General features: G+C 73.1%; 14 protein-coding genes. 8 read left to right on the top strand and 6 right to left on the bottom strand.

The window, feature by feature from the left end; translation table 11 throughout:
• Window positions 1-217 precede the first annotated feature (217 nt).
• Together WN71_RS14050 and WN71_RS14045 are read left to right on the top strand one after the other, a co-directional pair.
• A complete protein-coding gene (locus WN71_RS14050) occupies window positions 218-982 on the top strand; it encodes a bestrophin-like domain (protein ID WP_240529652.1) in 765 nt (254 codons plus the stop codon).
• Window positions 983-1,211: 229 nt separating this feature from the next.
• Window positions 1,212-1,742, top strand: coding sequence for a hypothetical protein (locus WN71_RS14045; protein WP_046585586.1), 531 nt, complete (start codon window positions 1,212-1,214; stop codon window positions 1,740-1,742).
• A gap of 198 nt (window positions 1,743-1,940) precedes the next feature.
• Here WN71_RS14045 and WN71_RS14040 read toward each other — a convergent pair whose 3' ends face one another.
• On the bottom strand, window positions 1,941-2,444 hold the full coding sequence (locus WN71_RS14040; protein WP_046585588.1) for a hypothetical protein: 504 nt from the start codon (window positions 2,442-2,444) through the stop codon (window positions 1,941-1,943).
• Between the two features lie 332 nt (window positions 2,445-2,776).
• Between WN71_RS14040 and WN71_RS14035 the strand changes: the two genes are divergently transcribed.
• The gene (locus WN71_RS14035) at window positions 2,777-3,445 is read left to right on the top strand and encodes a class F sortase (protein ID WP_046585589.1); all 669 of its coding nucleotides are present in this window, start codon (window positions 2,777-2,779) and stop codon (window positions 3,443-3,445) included.
• A gap of 81 nt (window positions 3,446-3,526) precedes the next feature.
• Here WN71_RS14035 and WN71_RS14030 read toward each other — a convergent pair whose 3' ends face one another.
• Entirely contained in the window at window positions 3,527-4,384 is an 858-nt protein-coding gene (locus WN71_RS14030) for a polysaccharide deacetylase family protein (RefSeq protein ID WP_046585591.1), read from the bottom strand.
• Between the two features lie 146 nt (window positions 4,385-4,530).
• On the bottom strand, window positions 4,531-7,812 hold the full coding sequence (lysX, locus tag WN71_RS14025; RefSeq protein WP_046585592.1) for a bifunctional lysylphosphatidylglycerol synthetase/lysine--tRNA ligase LysX: 3,282 nt from the start codon (window positions 7,810-7,812) through the stop codon (window positions 4,531-4,533).
• 148 nt (window positions 7,813-7,960) lie between these two features.
• Between lysX and WN71_RS14020 the strand changes: the two genes are divergently transcribed.
• Window positions 7,961-8,422: a universal stress protein gene (locus WN71_RS14020; RefSeq protein ID WP_046585595.1), complete on the top strand. Its 462-nt coding sequence runs from the start codon at window positions 7,961-7,963 to the stop codon at window positions 8,420-8,422.
• Window positions 8,423-8,494: 72 nt separating this feature from the next.
• On the opposite strand, the gene WN71_RS14015 is transcribed toward WN71_RS14020, so the two are convergent.
• Window positions 8,495-9,310 carry an alpha/beta fold hydrolase gene (locus tag WN71_RS14015; RefSeq protein WP_046585597.1) on the bottom strand — a complete coding sequence of 272 codons (816 nt, stop codon included), beginning with the start codon at window positions 9,308-9,310 and terminating at the stop codon, window positions 8,495-8,497.
• A 77-nt stretch (window positions 9,311-9,387) separates the two neighbouring features.
• On the opposite strand from WN71_RS14015, the gene WN71_RS14010 reads away from it, so the two are divergent.
• A complete protein-coding gene (locus WN71_RS14010) occupies window positions 9,388-9,861 on the top strand; it encodes a MarR family winged helix-turn-helix transcriptional regulator (RefSeq protein ID WP_046585713.1) in 474 nt (157 codons plus the stop codon).
• Window positions 9,862-10,048: 187 nt separating this feature from the next.
• Here WN71_RS14010 and WN71_RS14005 read toward each other — a convergent pair whose 3' ends face one another.
• A complete protein-coding gene (locus WN71_RS14005; protein WP_046585600.1) occupies window positions 10,049-11,203 on the bottom strand; it encodes a CapA family protein in 1,155 nt (384 codons plus the stop codon).
• A gap of 255 nt (window positions 11,204-11,458) precedes the next feature.
• Here WN71_RS14005 and WN71_RS14000 point away from each other — a divergent pair, with 255 nt between their 5' ends.
• The 3 genes from WN71_RS14000 to WN71_RS13990 all read left to right on the top strand — a co-directional run bounded on the left by WN71_RS14000 (window position 11,459) and on the right by WN71_RS13990 (window position 13,601).
• The gene (locus WN71_RS14000) at window positions 11,459-12,028 is read left to right on the top strand and encodes a sigma-70 family RNA polymerase sigma factor (RefSeq protein WP_046585602.1); all 570 of its coding nucleotides are present in this window, start codon (window positions 11,459-11,461) and stop codon (window positions 12,026-12,028) included.
• A gap of 167 nt (window positions 12,029-12,195) precedes the next feature.
• The gene (locus tag WN71_RS13995; protein ID WP_046585604.1) at window positions 12,196-12,711 is read left to right on the top strand and encodes a hypothetical protein; all 516 of its coding nucleotides are present in this window, start codon (window positions 12,196-12,198) and stop codon (window positions 12,709-12,711) included.
• Window positions 12,712-12,950: 239 nt separating this feature from the next.
• The gene (locus WN71_RS13990) at window positions 12,951-13,601 is read left to right on the top strand and encodes a zf-HC2 domain-containing protein (RefSeq protein ID WP_046585606.1); all 651 of its coding nucleotides are present in this window, start codon (window positions 12,951-12,953) and stop codon (window positions 13,599-13,601) included.
• A gap of 64 nt (window positions 13,602-13,665) precedes the next feature.
• Here WN71_RS13990 and WN71_RS13985 read toward each other — a convergent pair whose 3' ends face one another.
• Window positions 13,666-14,529, bottom strand: a complete 864-nt coding sequence (locus tag WN71_RS13985; protein ID WP_046585607.1) for an Fpg/Nei family DNA glycosylase — start codon at window positions 14,527-14,529, stop codon at window positions 13,666-13,668.
• Window positions 14,530-14,793: the final 264 nt, after the last annotated feature.

Here is a 14,793-nt window from a genome sequence, read left to right as displayed (position 1 = left end):
GCCCAGGCCCACCCCGACACCGACCCCCACGCCGAAGCCGACCCCGGTGAGTTACCCGAGCTATCAGCCCCATCCCGTGCAGCGGCCCGTCCGCCACTCCACGTCGCCGGTCACCTATGTCCTGCTCATCACGGCTCCCGCGGTCGTCGCCGTCGCCGCCCTGCGTCCGCGGTGACGCGCGGACCCCTCGCATCCACCTGTCCCCTGGAGGCATCCGTTGTCGGATTGGCTTGTTCTCACCCTCGCGATGCTGGCCGCGTGCGCGGTGGTCGTCATCATCTCCCTGCTCAGATCGCGACGCGCGGCGGACGACGAGGACCCGAGCGAGACCCCGGACGTCATCGAGTACATGACGATGTGGATCGGCGTGGTCTACGCCATCGTCCTGGGCCTCGCCATCGCCGGTGTCTGGGAGGCCCGCGGCACCGCCCAGGACCAGGTGCAGGCCGAGGCGCAGGCGCTGCACGAGATCTCCGAGCGGGTACGGGTCTATCCGCCGGACGTCCGTGACCGCATTCGCGACGATGTCAACGCCTATGTCGGACAGGTCGTCCACACCGAGTGGAAGGTCATGGCGAACCAGGGCCGGATGACGGCGCGCGGCGACCAGCTGATGCAGCGCATCCGCGTGGACGTCACCGACTACCAGCCGAAGACGGACTTCGAGGCGCAGACCTACCAGCCGCTGCTCGACCAGGTGGCCGCGGCCGACCAGGCGCGCCAGTCCCGCGCGAACTCCATCGGGGCCACCATGCCCTCGGTGGTGTGGTTCGGGCTGCTGACCGGGGCCGTGGTCACCATCGGCATGGTGCTCGCGCTGCAGATCCGGGGCACCCCGCGCGAGCTGGTCCTCGCCGGGCTGTTCTCGGCGCTGATCGCCTTCCTGCTCTTCCTGATCTGGGACTTCGACTCGCCGTACAGCCGCGGCATCACGGCGTCCGCGGAGCCGTTCCTGAACCTGTTCCCGCATCTGCCGGGGTGACGGCTCCTCATCCCGTCCACCGCGGCCGAGGGGGCGCGCCACACCGGGCGTGTCCCCCGGCCGTACGTACGACATCCCCTGACCGGCCCACACCCGTGCCCCATTCGCACGACACCGATCGCGGCGGCGCTCACACGTTCTTAACGTTTCGGGCATCGAGGTGCATTCGGTGCATCACTGCACAGCGGAAAAGGTCCGCGGCTGCTCCTCGGGGACCGGAGGAAACACCATGCGCGCGATACGCGTCGCTTCGGCCGCTCTGCTGGGCCTGACGGCCCTCACCTTCGCCGCACCGGCCGCCCAGGCGAGCGACGGCGACCACAACATCACGCCCTACGGCTTCATGGTCCTGCCCACCACCATCGCGGCGGGCGGCCAGATCACCCTCCAGGTGAACCGCGACGGCGCCTGCCGGGGCTCCGTCACCGTGTCCTCGGCCGTCTTCGACACGATCACCATTCCCTCCCCCCGCTCCACGGCGACCGCGACCATCGACTGGGACGCCAAGGCCGGAGCGGCGTACCAGGTGACCTTCGCCTGCGACGGAGCGAGCGGATCGACGCAGCTGAGCATCGCGCGCGGCGGCAACCCGCAGCCCCTCCCGCTCACGCCCGCGGACCACGGCGTGCAGGCCGGCGAGGGCGGCAGCTTCGGCGGCTTCGACCTGGGGCAGGTCGGCCTCGGCGCGGCTCTCATCGCCGGCTCGGTCGGAGCGGCGTACCACTTCTCCCGGCGCCGCACCCGCGACGACGGCGTCTGAGCGCCCACGGGCCCTGAGCCGAGGACGGCGTCCGAGCGCACCCGGCGCCCGATGCCGAAGGCGGCATCCGAACGCCCCGGCGCCGTGAACCGGAATCCCCACCCCTGAGGGCCGCCGCCCCGGATCTCGGGGGATCCGGGGCGACGGCCCAGTCACGTGCGAACGGCGCTGCGCCCTGGTGGACGCCCGGTCAGGGGATCAGATCCGCCGCTCCGCGCGGCGGCGCATCCAGAACACCCCGCCGCCGACCAGGGCCGCGGCCACCAGACCGCCGCCGATGGCCATGTCGCTCGGCGTGGCCCCGGTGGTGGTGGATCCGCCGAGACCGCCGCGCACCCCGCCGATGACGGTGTAGGCCGAGTCCCGGGTGAGGGGCGTACGGCCGGTGCAGTTGACGGTGATGCTGTACGGACCGGGTCTGGCCGACCGGCTGACCGTGGCGGTGCCGCTCGCGCTGTTGCTGTTGCCCACCCGCGACAGGGTGGCCGGTCCGCTGAAGCCGGGCGAGGTGGCGGTGCCACCGGCTGGGCAGTTGTCGACGGTGACGGACAGCTGGCCGCCCCGGGCGATGACGCTGGGCAGGGCGACGATGTTGCTCGGGCTGCTGAAGCCCATGCCGTCCCGCGCGACGGCGACCGGGGCCGCGAGGCCCAGGGCGCAGGCCGCCGCGGCCGAGACCGCCAGGGCACGAGTAGTACGCATGTGATCCTCCGCGGAAGGCGCCCCGGGACCCGTCCCCGGTCGATCGGCGAGAAAGCACCTCCCGCTACCGACCCTCAGATGTCGTGCACCCGCCCGCATTTCGGCGCTGGTCCGTCCTGGTGAGCGAATACGCCGGGCGCCGGCCGCGTGGCGGGATATCGCCGCAGGTCACGGACCGTCAGAAAATTCCTGTGGGCGGCAACTCGGATGGCGCACCGCTTTTTCCGGGGCCACCCGTTCGCATGTGACTTGTCGCCGGTTCCGCGCGGGGGACCTAGCGTTTAGCTGTGCGCGATTGACGTTGCCACGGCCGCGTCGAGAGGGGATGGCGAATGTCTGCGTCCGAACTGGCCGAGATCGCCGAGGAGGAGGAGCGGCGCAAGAAGCGCGCGCCCTGGGGCGTGATAGCGCTTGTTCTGCTGACCGGTCTCGCGCTCATCCGCAACGGCTCCGGGGAGTTCGACGTGGGCCCGCCGCAGCCCGCGTCGGCCGCGGCCACGGACAGCGCGTCGAGCGGCACGCTCGGCAAGACCCCCGCGGCGCTGCCGTTCTCCCCCGTCGACCGCGTGCTCATCCCCGCGATCCGGGTGGACGCGCCGGCCATGCCGGTCGGTCTGGACTCGGACGGCTGGGTCGGCGCGCCGCCGCCGGAGGACCCGAATCTGGCCGGCTGGTTCACCGGCGCGGTCTCGCCCGGCGAGAAGGGCACCGCCGTCGTCGTCGGGCATGTCGACAACCAGAAGGGACCGGCGGTCTTCTACGGGCTCGGCGCCCTCAAGAAGGGAAACCGGGTCGAGATCCTGCGCCAGGACGGAAAGACGGCGGTATTCGAGATCTACGGCATCGAGGTGTTCGAGAAGGCGAATTTCCCCGGCGACCGTGTGTACGGGTCGAAGGGCGCGCCGGAATTGCGCGTCATCACCTGCGGCGGCGGTTTCTCCAAGCAGAACGGATACGACGGGAACGTCGTCGTCTTCGCGCGCATGGTGGAAGTCCACTGATATCTCGGAACCGCCGCGCGCTCGGCGCACCACCGGAGAGAGCCCCGGACTCGGGTCGTACGAGTCCGGGGCTCCGGTCCGTCAGGCGGTGGTGCGGCGGGGGACGGTGAGGTGGTAGCCGGAGTCCAGCAGCCGGGGCAGGTAGTCGCGCAGCGCCTGCACGCTCTGGCTCCGGTTGCCACCGGCGTCGTGGGAGAGCACGACGACCCCGGGTGCGGCGCCGCTCTCCACGGTGCGGACGATGGAGCGGGTGCCGGGGCGGGTCCAGTCGTTGGTGTCGACGGTCCAGGCCAGCGGTTCCATGCCCAGGTCGGCGCCGAGCTGGAAGGCGGCCCGGTTCCAGGCGCCGTAGGGCGCGCGGAACCACTGCGGCCGCTCGCCGTAGGCATCGACGATGACCTGGGTGGTGCGTTCCATCTCGGAGCGGATCCGGGAGCGGGTCAGCTTGGTCAGCAGGGGGTGGGACCAGGTGTGGTTGCCGACCACATGGCCCTCGTCGGCCATCCGGGAGAGCAGTCTCCGGTTCCAGTCGGCCTGCTCGCCGCAGACGAAGAAGGTCGCCCGCACGTCGTACTCGGCCAGGGTGTCCAGGATGTGCGGGGTGTAGCGGGGGTCGGGGCCGTCGTCGAAGGTGAGGAGCATGGTGCGGCCGCGGCCCGACATGCGCAGATACGGCTCGTGCCGCACCTCGAGCCGCTGCGGCCCGTTCCCCGGCGGGGGGCCGTATCCGGCCAGGGGGGCCAGTCGGTAGGCGGACGGCTTGACGGCCTCGACGGCGCGGGCCGGCGGGCCGGCGGCGGGGGCGGCGGGCCGCACCGGGGCGGTGTCCGGACCGGAACCGGACAGCAGGAGCCCCGCGGTGCCGGCCCCGGCCGCCCCCAGCACTGCGGTGCCGGCGAGCAACGCCCGGCGCCGGGTGAGCAACTGATCCTTCTTCATGACTCATCAGTCGCCCGGCCCGGCCGAGCCGCACCCCTGCAACACCGGTGCGGCCGCACGAAAGCACCCACATGGCGCAGGTACGACGGGCCGCGCGTTTCGGCCGGCCTGCCGAAGGCGCTTCGGCGGTGCCGGGCACCGGCCCGTCAGCGGCGCCTGACCAGCGGGAACGGCAGCGTCTCACGGATCGTCAGGCCGGTCAGGAACATCACCAGCCGGTCGACGCCGATGCCGAGGCCGCCGGTGGGCGGCATCGCGTACTCCAGGGCGTCGAGGAAGTCCTCGTCCAGCTCCATCGCCTCCGGGTCTCCCCCGGCGGCCAGCAGGGACTGCGCGGTCAGCCGCCGCCGCTGTTCGACGGGGTCGGTCAACTCGGAGTAGGCGGTGCCCAGCTCGGTGCCGAAGGCGACGAGGTCCCAGCGCTCGGCGAGCCTCGGGTCGAGGCGGTGCTGCCGGGTCAGCGGGGAGACGTCGGTCGGGAAGTCCTTGTAGAAGGTGGGCTGCTGCGTCCTCTCCTCGACGAGCCGTTCGTACATCTCCAGGACGACGTCGCCGGCGCTGTCGTCCGCGGTGTACGGCACGCCCGCGCGGTCGCACAGCTTCAGCAGCGCGGGCAGGGCGGTGTCGGCGTCGATCTCCTCGCCGAGCGCCTCGGAGATCGCGCCGTGCACCGTCTTCACCGGCCAGGCGCCGGAGATGTCGTGCTCCTCGCCGTCCTTGCGGGCGACGGGCGCGCCGAACGCGGCGACGGCGGCGCCCTGGATCAGCTCGCGGGTCAGGTCGAGCATGACGTCGTAGTCGGCGTACGCCTGGTACGCCTCCAGGACGGTGAACTCGGGGTTGTGCTTGTAGGAGACGCCCTCGTTGCGGAAGGTGCGGCCCAGCTCGAAGACCCGCTCCATGCCGCCGACGCACAGCCGCTTCAGGAACAGCTCGGGGGCGATGCGCAGATACAGGTCGAGGTCGTAGGCGTTGATGTGGGTGGTGAAGGGGCGGGCGTTGGCGCCGCCGTGGATCTGCTGCAGCACCGGGGTCTCGACCTCCAGGTAGCCGCGGTCCAGCAGGCCCTGGCGCAGGGCCTGGACGGCGCTGGAGCGGGCCCGGACCACGGCGCGCGCCTCGGGGCTCGACACCAGGTCGAGGTAGCGTCTGCGCACCTTGGCCTCGGGGTCGGCGAGGCCGCGCCGCTTGTCGGGCAGCGGGCGCAGGCACTTGCCGATCAGCTGCCAGGAGGTGACGAAGACGGTCGGCTCGCCCTTGTCGCTGACGCCCGCGCGGCCGCTCGCCGTGATGTGGTCGCCGATGTCGGTGTCGGCGGTGAAACGGCCGAGGGCGGGCCCGGAGCCGTCGCGGGTGAGCGCGAGCTGGTGGTCGCCGGACCAGTCCCGCAGGGTGACGAAGACGATGCCGCCGAAGTCGCGCACCCGCATGACCCGCCCGGCGACGGTGACGTCCTCGCCCGCGGGGACGTCGGCGAGCGCGTGGGAGGGCACCGGGACGCCCACCGGGTAGGGGTCGGTGCCGTCCGCGCGCAGCCGGTCGGCCTTGCGGTGCCGGATCCGCACCTGCTCGGGCGGACCGCCCGCCGGGGCGCCGGGCCCGGCCTCGTCCCCTCCGTCGAGGCCGAGCGCCGACAGCGACGGCAGGCCCTCCGTGGTGGTGGGCCGCTGCGGTGCGCGGCCCGGCCGCCCGCGTCCCCGCAGGGTGCGCAGCGACGGTACGGCGACGAAGCCCTCGGCGATGCCGGAGGCCAGGCCGATGCGGGCGAGGTTCGCGGTCTCGCCGTAGCAGATGAAGCGGGGGTACCACTCGGGGTGGTACTTGGCGTTGGAGCGGTAGAGGGCCTCCAGCTGCCACCAGCGGGAGAAGAACAGCAGCAGGCGCCGCCACAGCCGCAGCACGGGGCCCGCGCCGATGCGGGCGCCCTCCTCGAAGACGGAGCGGAACACGGCGAAGTTCAGCGAGATGCGCCGGATGCCGAGCTTGGGGGCGGCCGTGCACAGTTCGGTGACCATGAACTCCATGACGCCGTTGGGCGCGCCCCGGTCACGGCGCATCAGGTCGAGGGAGACGCCGTCGCGGCCCCAGGGCACGAAGGAGAGCAGGGCGAGCAGCCGGCCGTCGTCGCCGAGCGCCTCCACGAGCAGGCAGTCACCGTCCTCGGGGTCGCCGAGCCGGTCCAGGGCCATGGAGAAGCCGCGTTCGGTCTCGGTGTCGCGCCAGGCGTCCGCGCGCCGGACGACCTCCTCCATCTCCGCGTCCTCGAGGTCGGCGTGGCGGCGGATGCGGCAGGTGGCGCCGGAGCGCCGGACGCGGTTGACCGCCTGGCGGGTGACACGCATGTCGCGGCCGCCGAGGTCGAAGTCGGCGGGGTGCAGGATCGCCTCGTCGCCGAGTTGCAGCGCGCCGAGCCCGGCGCGCGCGTAGGCCCGCGCGCCGTCCTCGGAGGCGCCCATCACGGCGGGCGCCCAGGCGTACTGGCGGGCCACGTCCTGCCAGGCGGCGATGGCGTGCGGCCAGGCCTCGCGGTCGCCGACCGGGTCGCCGCTGGCGAGGCAGACGCCGGCCTCGACGCGGTAGGTGACGGCGGCCTTGCCGCTGCGGGAGAAGACCACGGCCTTGTCGCGGCGGGTGGCGAAGTAGCCGAGCGAGTCCTGCTCGCCGTAGGCGCCGAGCAGGGCGCGGATGCGCGGCTCCTCGTCGCCGTGCAGGGCGGCTTCGAGGCGCTGCGAGCGGAACAGCGTGGCGGCGGCGTTGAGCAGGGCGAGCGCGCCGAACAGGCCGAGCAGGAAGAACAGGGCGCGTGGCGGGCGCCCGTCGAAGGAGCGGGCGGAGACCAGGCCGCCGAGGACCCGGTTGGCGGCCCAGGTCAGCCGCTGGCCCTCGGGCAGGGTGCCGGGGAAGAGCGCGACCAGGCCCCAGCCGACCAGGATCGCCACGGCCAGCCCGGCGCACAGCACGGCGAGCGCCCGCCACAGGGCGCCGCGGCGGGAGGCGGCGTAGAACTCGCGGCGGGCGACGATCAGCAGGGCCAGCGCGAGGCCGCACACCACGAAGGACGGTATGGACTCGGCGTACAGGCCGACCGCGATGCCGGCCAGGTCGGACAGCACCAGCAGGCCGAGGTAGATCACCACCAGCCACCAGGCGACCTTCTTGCGGGCGGCGATCGCGGCGGCCAGCAGGAAGAGGAAGACGGCGTAGGCCAGGTTGGCGCTGATCGGGACGGTGAGCCGGTCGAGGAAGCGGGTGACCGGCAGCAGCAGCCTGCGCAGCGGTTCGATCAGCGCCAGCAGTCCGCACAGGAACCCGAGGACGCCGAAGAAGACGGCGAATCCTTGGGGCACCTTGCTGAGGAAGCCCCGGCGGGGCGGCCGTGCGGGACGGCTGCCGTCCTTGGCCGTGGTGGCATCCACGGTGGCAGTCATGTTCCGACTGTAGGAAGAGCCGGGCGGGTCTGCGCGTCGAGCGGGCGGCGGGCGAGGGCGGGCGGCGCCGGAGGACGGCGCCGAAGGAACGGCGAAATACGACGTCAGGGGGCTGGTCGGAAGCGGGGCTTCCGATAACCTCTCCCCCGTGACGGAGCAGCACGCGCAGCAGTTCGAACGGGGTACGGACGGCCCGAAGGTCATCGTGGCCGGCGTCGACGGCTCGGAGTCCTCCCTGCGGGCCGCGGCGTACGCCGGCGGCCTGGCCCGGCGGCAGCGCGCGCTGCTCGCGGTCGTCTACGTCCAGCCGGTGCTGGCGGCGGGCGCGGCGCTCGGCGCGCCGGTGGCGGAGACGACGGACGAGATCGCCGAGGAGCTGATCGCGCAGATCCGTGAGGCGACCGAGCGGGTGAAGGGGATATTCGACGTCCGCTGGGAGTTCCACACCTTTCGCGGCGACCCCTACAACGGCCTGGTGAAGGCCGCGGACGAGCTGAAGGCCGACGCGGTGGTCGTGGGCGCCTCCGAGCAGGCGGGCCACCGGTTCGTGGGCTCGGTCGCCGTACGGCTGGTCAAGGCGGGTCGGTGGCCGGTGACGGTGGTGCCGTAGCCGTGGCTCCGGCTGCATCCGTATCCGGAGCCGTACCCGTCCGCGCCGACACCCCGGGACGGTCGACGGTCGTCACAGTCCCCGCAGGAAGTCCTCCACCACCGCGGTGAACGCGTCGGGCCGCTCCAGGGGCGCGTAGTGCGCGGTGCCGTCGAGGACCGTGCCGCGGCCGTACGGGACCGCGCGGGCGAGCCGCTCCGCCCCGGCGAGCAGGTCGGGGGTGTCGAGGGCGCCGTTGACGGTCAGCAGCGGGACGCCGATCTTCGGGACCCGCTCCCAGGTGTCCGTCAGCCGCACGTGCGGGTCCGGCTCGCCCGGGGTGTGCTTGGACAGCGTGTGCAGGGCCATCTCGCGCACCCGGCGCAGGACATCGGGGGCGACGTCGTCGAAGCCGCGCCGGGGGCCGGGGACGTAGCGCAGGAACTCCCGCAGCCAGCCCTCGACGTCGCCGCCCGCCAGGGCGCGGTCCTGGGCCTGCCGGATGCCGCGCACCCATGGGTCGGTGTAGGTGAACTCGCTGGTGGCGGCGGACGCGACGACGAGGCCGCGCACCAGGTCGGGGTGTTCGAGGACGGTGTCGACGGCGATGCCGCCGCCCATGGACAGGCCGACGAGCACGGCGGGGCCCGCGTCGAGCGCGCGCAGCAGGCCGGCGAGGTCGTCGGCCCACCGGAACGGCCCACTCGCGTTGGCGGAGAAGCCGTGGCCGCGCGTGTCGGGGGCGACGACGCGGTGCCGGGCGGCGAGCGCCGTCGTCTGGGCGTCGAAGAGGCGGTGGTCGACAAAGCCGGAGTGGAGCAGGACGACCAGGTCGCCCGATCCGGTGTCGCGGTAGGCGAGTTCGCCGTCGCCGGAGGGGTGGAACCGCAGATCCGAGGCAGCAGTCATGACAACCAAGGTGTCATCATTCGCTCACCTTGGCAACCGAGGTGTCATTTCTGCGCGATGATGGCGGGGTGGACGACATCAACGAGACCGCGCGCCCCCTCCCGCCCGACGAGCTGGGCCGCCGCCTCACCGAGGTGTTCGACCTCGTGGGACCCCTGTACCGGCGCGTGCAGCGCAAGGTGGAGGAGGGCGAGGCCGTCGAGGGCCTGTCGGTGGGCGTACGGGCGGTGCTCGACCTGCTGCTCAAGCACGGGCCGATGACCGTGCCACAGATGGGCCGGGCGCAGGCGATCAGCCGCCAGTTCGTGCAGCGCATGGTCAACGACGCCGCCGCCCGCGGCCTGGTGGAGAGCATCCCGAACCCGGCCCACCAGCGCTCGTCGCTGATCCGGCTCACCGGGCCGGGCGACGCCGCCATCACGGCCGTGCTCGCCCGTGAGCACGCCGTGCTGCGCGGGGTCGGCGGCGACCTGACCGGCGCCGACGTGACCGCGTGCCTGCGCGTGCTCGGGGAGATGCTGAAGCTGTTCGAGAACGTGGACGTCAACTGAGCCCGGGGGGCCGCGGGAGGACTCGGGGGCCCGGGAGGGCTTGGGAGGGCTCGGGAGGACTCGGGGGCCCCGGAGGGCTCGGGAGGACTCGGGGGCCCCGGAGGGCTCGGAGGGACTCGGGGGCCCGGGAGGGCTCGGAGGGACTCGGGGGCCCGGGAGGGCTCGGAGGGACTCGGGAGGACTCGGTCTAACGCCCCATCACCAGGCCGTCCTTGCCCGCGCCGCGGCTCAGCACCACGTCACGGATGCGGTCGCGCACGCTCGTGAGGTCCGCGCCCTGGGCGATCGCCGACCCGAGGTCGACCACCCGCCCCGCGTCGACGTCGAACACCTGCGGCAGGAACTCCGCCCTGGTCACCCGCCAGCGCTCGCCGGGCCGGGCCGGCGGGCGGAAGGTGAAGCGGGCGAGGGTCGACTGGTCGGCGCGCGGATCGTCCTCGCCCTGGCTGTCGTAGAGCTCTCCCGCGATCTCGTCGCCGAGGCCGTAGACGACCCACGTGCCGTTGACCTTCTCGTACGGCTGCGGGACACGGGTGCGGGTGCCGAGGATCAGGTCGATGTCGGGGCGGCCGCCGGTGCGGGCGGCGGTGAGGTCCCTGGCCAGGGCGAGCTGCTCCTGATCGGGCGCGTCCTGGCCTGCGGTGCCGCAGTGCAGCGAGACGACGACCACGTCGGCCCCCGCCCGCCGGGCGTCGCGGGCGTCCGCGATGATCCGGGCCTCGTCGATCAGGCCGACGGCCCACGGCTCGCCCTGCGGCAGGGGGTAGCCGTCGGTGTCAGCGGCGTAGGCGAGGTGGGCCACCTTCGCGGCTCCCGCGCGCAGGAGGGTGACGGCGCCTCCCTCGCTCTCGGTGCGGGCCGCTCCCGTGTGCCGTACGCCGGCCCCGTCGAGGGCGTCCAGGGTGCTCTGGACACCGGCGGCCCCGTTGTCCAGCGTATGGCCGGACGCGGTCGAGCAGCTGTCGTAGCCGGTCGCGGCGAGGGCCGGGGCCAGCTCGGTCGGCGCGAACACGGTGGGACCGGCGCCCGCGGCGGCCGCCCCGCCCGGCGTGAGCACGCCGTCGAGCTGACACAGCGCCAGATCGGCCCGGGACACGGCGGGTCGCGCGCCGGCGAGCATGGGCCGGAAGTCGTAGCCGCTGCCACCCGCGTCGAAGCGGGCCCGGTCGGAGATCGCGGAGACCGGCAGGATGTCCCCGGTGGCGACGAGCGTGAACCCGGGCGCGGGCGGGGCGGGGGCGCCGGACCGGGCGGCGGGCTCGCGGGCGTGGGCCTGACAGGCGGCGGCCGCGGCCAGAACTGCCGTCAGGGCGAGGGCCAGTTGTCGTCTGCGTGCGATCATCGCTCCGCCCGTCGTGGGTGTCGTGTGCGGGTGTCTCGTGTGGCACCCCGCGTCCACAAGTGTCGTATTTACTGACAAATGGTTACGACGCCACACGCGACTCCAAACGGCTCACCCGCCCCGATTAACCCGTCCGCTGCGCAGGGCGCGCGCCGCGGACCGTTCGTCGAACCGTTCGTCGACGCGATCGACCGTCCGCCGCACGCCCCTGCGCGCGCCCTGTGCGCGGACCGCCCCCTGCGCTGCCATACGGCCATGACGGCCGGAACCATCACCAGCACGACGCCGACGACGAGGACACCGCACGGCACCACCGCCGAACACGAACTGGCCGCGCTCCAGCGCGAGCACGGGCGCCCGCTCCTCGCCCTGCTGGTGCGGCTGTGCGACGGCGACCGGCAGCGCGCCGAGGACCTCGTGCAGGAGACGCTCGTCCGCGCCTGGCAGCATCCCGAGGCGTTGCGCGCCGACGACTTCGAGTCCGTACGGCCGTGGCTGATGACGGTGGCGCGGCGGCTCGCGATCGACGCGCGACGGGCCCGGCAGGCGCGCCCGCCGGAGGTCTGCGACGCGGTGCTGGACCACGCCCGGGTGCTCGCCGACCACGCCGAGCGGTCGGCCGCCGTGCTCGACGTGCGCGAGGCTGTGAAGACTCTCACCCCGCACCACCGTGACGTGTTGGTGCTCGTGTACTTCGAGGGGGCGAGTGTGGCTGAAGCGGCACGGACCCTCGGGATCCCGCCCGGTACCGTGAAGTCTCGCGCGTACTACGCGTTGCGCGCCCTGCGCAGGGTGCTACCGGGTTATGCAGCCGACCTGCGGTGAAACCGAAGCCTGGGTCAAACCTCGGTAAAGCGCCTTGCTGAGGATCGCTGTTGAGCAATCAGCTGTCTTCATCCGTTTTCCGGATGGGGCCTCCCGGCGTTCGCCGCCGCGGGATCCCTGAGCCCGGTTCGGGCGACGCGCACGCACCGGAGGAAGGCAGGGAAGGGATGCTGCACAGAGGTCAGGAGAGCACGGACGGCGCCGGCGGGGGCGAACTCGCCGTCCCCATGGCCTGGATGTACGCCGAGTACATCGCCGACGAGCTGCTCCGCACCGGCGACCTGATGCCGCCGACGTCCTTCGAGTTCCGGGCCGGCCGTGACGCGCTGGCGCTGACGATCTTTCTGTCCGACACCGACGGCGCGCTGTCCGGCATCCGCGTGGTGTCGCAGCTGGAGACCTGGCTCTCGCTCACGGCGTACGACCAGCCGTGGCAGGACTGGGTGAGCGAACGCATGACCGGGCTCGCGGCCGAGGCCGCCGAGTCGGGGGTGCCCTCGCCCGACCTGAGACTGGCTCAGATGGCCTGGCGCTGGCTGGAGGAGACCGAGTTGCTCGCGCCCGACCTGGACGCCGTACCGGGCGGCTCAGGGGTGTTCGGCGAGGACGACGGGCCCAAGGTGTGGACCCCCGCCTGGCAGCTCGGGCTGCCCCTCGGACACCTCGCGATCCACCTGTTCTAGATCGACTCCCCCTCCGACCGGCCCGGTCTCCCTTCCCCCGACTCCGTGAACCGACCCTTCCCGATCTTCGCGACACACCCGTTCCAGATTTCTGCGGAACGGGACCAATCCACGGGCCCGACCGCTCCGAATCCCCAAGGTTGCGATTCTGTGTAGGCCTTGAGTGATTCAGCGGTCTGGTGCGTACCGGTGGGAGCAAGGAGTAACCCCACCCGCACCCAAAGGCACGAGGAATCGGCATGAGGTCCCTGGAAAGGCATCGCGACGTCGGCGCCTACGCGCTCGGCGTGCTGAACGAGGCGGAGGCATTCCGCTTCGAGGACCACCTCATGGAGTGCCCGCGCTGCGCAGCGGACGTCACCGAGTTTGGTCCCACGACACGGCAGCTGCTGCTGTATCGGCGGGCGACGCCGCGCTTCGTGCACCCCATGGCGCAGCCGGGTCCCCGGCTGCTCGACCGGCTCCTCGGCGAGATCGCCACCCGGCACCGGGCACGGCGGCGGCGCTCGCTGTACGTCGTCGCGGCCGCGGTGGTGCTGGCCGTCGCGGGGCCCGGGATCGCGCTGTCCGCGGAGCACACCGCGGACTCCTCGGAGGTCGCCGCGACCGACGCCAAGACCGGCGTCTGGGCGCAGATCACCACCGAGGACGCGGACTACGGCAGCGCGGTGAAGCTCACCGTCAAGGACGGCGCCGGGCCGCGCTCCTGCCAGCTGGTCGTGGTCGGCCGCGACGGCTCCGAGCAGACCGTCACCAGCTGGACCGTGCCGGACCACGACGCCCGCCCGAACACCGTCCAGGGCGGCTCGGCGATGCATCCCGACGAGATCGCCCGCTACGAGGTCCGCACCGCGGGCGGCGACCACCTGGTCACCCTCGACGCGGGCTGACGCCGTCGTCCGTGCGACCGCCCGAGCCGCCGTTCGAGCCGCCGTTCGACCGGCTCCCGCAGCGTCATTTCAGCAGGCGTGACATCCGGCGGTCCGCCAGCGGCTTGCCGCCCGTCTGGCAGGTCGGGCAGTACTGCAACGAGGAGTCGCTGAAGGAGACCTCCCGGATGGTGTCCCCGCACACCGGGCAGGGCTCGCCGGTACGGCCGTGGACGCGCAGGCCGCTCTTCTTCTCCGCCTTCAGCCGGCCCGCCGCGAGGCCGCGGGACCGCTCCACCGCCTCCGTCAGCGTGGCGCGCAGGGCTTCGTGGAGTCTTCGGACCTCCTCCGGCGTGAGAGAGGCGGTCAGCTTGAACGGGGACATCCGCGCCGCGTGCAGGATCTCGTCGCTGTAGGCGTTGCCCACCCCGGCGATCAGGGTCTGGTCGCGCAACGCGCCCTTGATCTGCCGCCGTTCCCCCGCGAGCAGCTCCGCGAACCGGTCGGCGTCGAAGTCGTCGGCGAGCGGGTCGGGGCCGAGCCGGGCGACGCCGGGCACCTCCTGCGGGTCGTGGACCACGTACACCGCGAGCCGCTTCTGGGTGCCCGCCTCGGTCAGGTCGAACCCCTCGCCGGTCGCCAGGGCGACGCGCAGCGCGAGCGGGCCCTTGCCGGGGCGCGGGACTCCGTCGGGCAGCGGGTCCTTCCACTGGAGCCAGCCGGCGCGGGCCAGATGCGTGACGAGCCGGGGGCCGCCGTCGGTGGCGATGTCGAGGAACTTGCCGTGCCGGTCCACCGCGGTCACCTCGCGGCCCTCCAGGGCGGTCGGCGGCGGGTCGTAGGTCTTCAGGACGCTGATCGCGACGGGCAGCACGCGCACGATCTCCTTTCCGAGCAGGTGCTCGGTCAGGAAGTCCTTCAGCGCTTCGACCTCTGGCAGTTCCGGCATACGTCCAGGGTGCCATTCGGTACCGACAGCGCCACGGTTCCCGCCGTCCGGCGCCGGTCGCGCCATGTGCGTGCGCCTGCGGGCCGGTGGGGGCCGTTCGCGCAGTTCCCCGCGCCCCTATCGGGGCCCCACGCCGAGCGCGCCACGGCGCCGCCCGCGGCCCCGCCACGTGCACACCTGCCGGCCGGTGGGGGCCGTTCGCGCAGTTCCCCGCGCCCCCTTCGGGGCGCCAGCGCCCATCCCACCCCGGCCAGGCCACGGGCA

The organism is Streptomyces mangrovisoli, from assembly GCF_000974985.2.
GTDB classification, from domain to species: domain Bacteria; phylum Actinomycetota; class Actinomycetes; order Streptomycetales; family Streptomycetaceae; genus Streptomyces; species Streptomyces mangrovisoli.
Note: the sequence above shows the minus strand (reverse complement) of the source record. Positions and strands in the feature narration are given on the sequence as shown.

Excerpts from the sequence above, each read along its gene's own strand:
- WN71_RS14045 (WP_046585586.1), top strand. The coding sequence starts at position 1,212 with ATGCGCGCGATACGCGTCGCTTCGGCCGCTCTGCTGGGCCTGACGGCC.
- WN71_RS14040 (WP_046585588.1), bottom strand. The coding sequence starts at position 2,444 with ATGCGTACTACTCGTGCCCTGGCGGTCTCGGCCGCGGCGGCCTGCGCC.
- WN71_RS14035 (WP_046585589.1), top strand. The coding sequence starts at position 2,777 with ATGTCTGCGTCCGAACTGGCCGAGATCGCCGAGGAGGAGGAGCGGCGC.
- WN71_RS14030 (WP_046585591.1), bottom strand. The coding sequence starts at position 4,384 with ATGAAGAAGGATCAGTTGCTCACCCGGCGCCGGGCGTTGCTCGCCGGC.
- lysX (WP_046585592.1), bottom strand. The coding sequence starts at position 7,812 with ATGACTGCCACCGTGGATGCCACCACGGCCAAGGACGGCAGCCGTCCC.
- WN71_RS14015 (WP_046585597.1), bottom strand. The coding sequence starts at position 9,310 with ATGACTGCTGCCTCGGATCTGCGGTTCCACCCCTCCGGCGACGGCGAA.
- WN71_RS14005 (WP_046585600.1), bottom strand. The coding sequence starts at position 11,203 with ATGATCGCACGCAGACGACAACTGGCCCTCGCCCTGACGGCAGTTCTG.
- WN71_RS14000 (WP_046585602.1), top strand. The coding sequence starts at position 11,459 with ATGACGGCCGGAACCATCACCAGCACGACGCCGACGACGAGGACACCG.
- WN71_RS13995 (WP_046585604.1), top strand. The coding sequence starts at position 12,196 with ATGCTGCACAGAGGTCAGGAGAGCACGGACGGCGCCGGCGGGGGCGAA.
- WN71_RS13990 (WP_046585606.1), top strand. The coding sequence starts at position 12,951 with ATGAGGTCCCTGGAAAGGCATCGCGACGTCGGCGCCTACGCGCTCGGC.
- WN71_RS13985 (WP_046585607.1), bottom strand. The coding sequence starts at position 14,529 with ATGCCGGAACTGCCAGAGGTCGAAGCGCTGAAGGACTTCCTGACCGAG.